This window comes from Mesorhizobium sp. M7A.F.Ca.CA.002.05.1.1, from assembly GCF_003998335.1.
Classification (GTDB): domain Bacteria; phylum Pseudomonadota; class Alphaproteobacteria; order Rhizobiales; family Rhizobiaceae; genus Mesorhizobium.
On record NZ_RZQI01001149.1, the window covers coordinates 1 to 1,577 of the forward strand.

1 protein-coding gene and 1 pseudogene are annotated in these 1,577 nt (G+C 60.2%); both read left to right on the plus strand.

Annotated elements, in window-relative coordinates:
* On the plus strand, positions 1 to 1,376 hold a 1,376-nt coding region (locus EN939_RS33500; RefSeq protein WP_127271746.1), incomplete at its 5' end, for an ABC transporter substrate-binding protein.
* A gap of 33 nt (positions 1,377 to 1,409) precedes the next feature.
* Positions 1,410 to 1,577, plus strand: a pseudogene (locus EN939_RS39510) (ABC transporter permease); the annotation flags it as partial.

Below are 1,577 nucleotides of genomic sequence, written 5' to 3' on the forward strand. Positions count from 1 at the left end.
ACACCAAGCTCACCCGATACAAGCCGGGTTCGGAGTGGGGCTGGGAGCTGGAAGCTGCCGAATCCGTCGAGCAGATCGATCCGACGCACATCCGCTTCCGCCTGAAGAAGGGCATCAACTTCACTGGCGACTTCGGCGAAATGACAACTGAGGACGTAAAGTTCTCGTTTGAGCGCGTTATCCAGCACAACTCTCCGGTCAAGGGTGACTGGGGTCCGCTCGACCGCGTCGACATCGAGGACGACCATACTGGCGTCATCGTGCTCAAGACCCCGTTCGTGCCGCTCTGGAACATCACGCTGCCCTATGGTTGCGGCCACATCGTCTCGAAAAAAGCGGTGACGAAGGCAGTTGCCGACGGCGGCGATTTCGGCATGAAGCCGCCCTGCTTTTCAGGTCCGTACATGCTGTCGGACTGGAAGCCGAACCAACTCGTCCTGTTGACCCGCAATCCCGAATGGAAGGGTCCGAAGCCGGGCTTCGACGAAATCCATATCCTGCCGATGAGCGACATCAAGACCGCTGAGCGCGCCTATCAGGCCGGCGACATCGACTTCACTGATTTCAGCCTCGATTCGCTGGCCACGTTGAAGGGCAGCCCGCCCGAGAACACCAAGATCGAGGAGAAACCCTCGCTCTATTACGTCTATATCGGCATGAATTCGGATCACCCGAAGCTGAAGGATGTCAATGTCCGCAAGGCAATCCAATGGGCGATCAACGTGCCGCAGATCATGGATGCGGCCTATTCGGGCCAGGCGCAGGTCGCCACCGGCCTCATTGCTCCGGGTCTGGTCGGGCATCGGGAAAAGGCACTGGTACCGCCGGAAGGCGATCTCGAAAAAGCCAAGGAGTATCTCGCCAAGGCCGGCATCACCGAACTCAGCCTCACCATTGATGCGCTCAACGTGACCACCTTTTCAACGATCGCGGAAATGGTCCAGGCGCAGTTGTCGCAGATCGGCATCACGGTCGAGGTCAATGTTCAGGATTCCGGCTCTTTCTGGACCATAGGCATGGAATCGGAAGGCGAGCGCTGGAAGGACATGCAGCTGATCGTGCAGCGCTTCTCGATGGTGCCGGATCCCTACTACGCCACCACCTTCTTCGTGCGAGACCAGGTGGGGGTCTGGAACTGGGAGCGCTTCCGCAGCGAACGCTTCGACGAACTCAACGCCAAGGCGGTGACCGTCGAAGACCCGCAGGAACGGGCCAAGATGTATTATGAGATGCAGGACATCATGGAGGATTCCGGCTCCTACCGCTTCCTCACCCATGAGGGATCGCCCATCATGTATCGGACGACCGAGCTCGAGGCCGACACGCGCCCCGACGGGCGGCCGCTCTATCTCGGTTTCGAGCCGAAATCGGCATAGCGCGGCGATCGCCGGGAAGGGCTGGATCAGGATATGTGGCTATACCTTGCCAAGCGTACCGCCCTGGCGGCCGCGATCATCGTGGTCGCAGTGACGCTGCTGTTGCTGATGATCCAGGCCGTTCCGGGCGATCCCGCAGCCGTCCTGCTCGGGGCGCGTGCGACGCCTGAGCTGAAAGCCCAGTTGCATGAGCAGATGGGC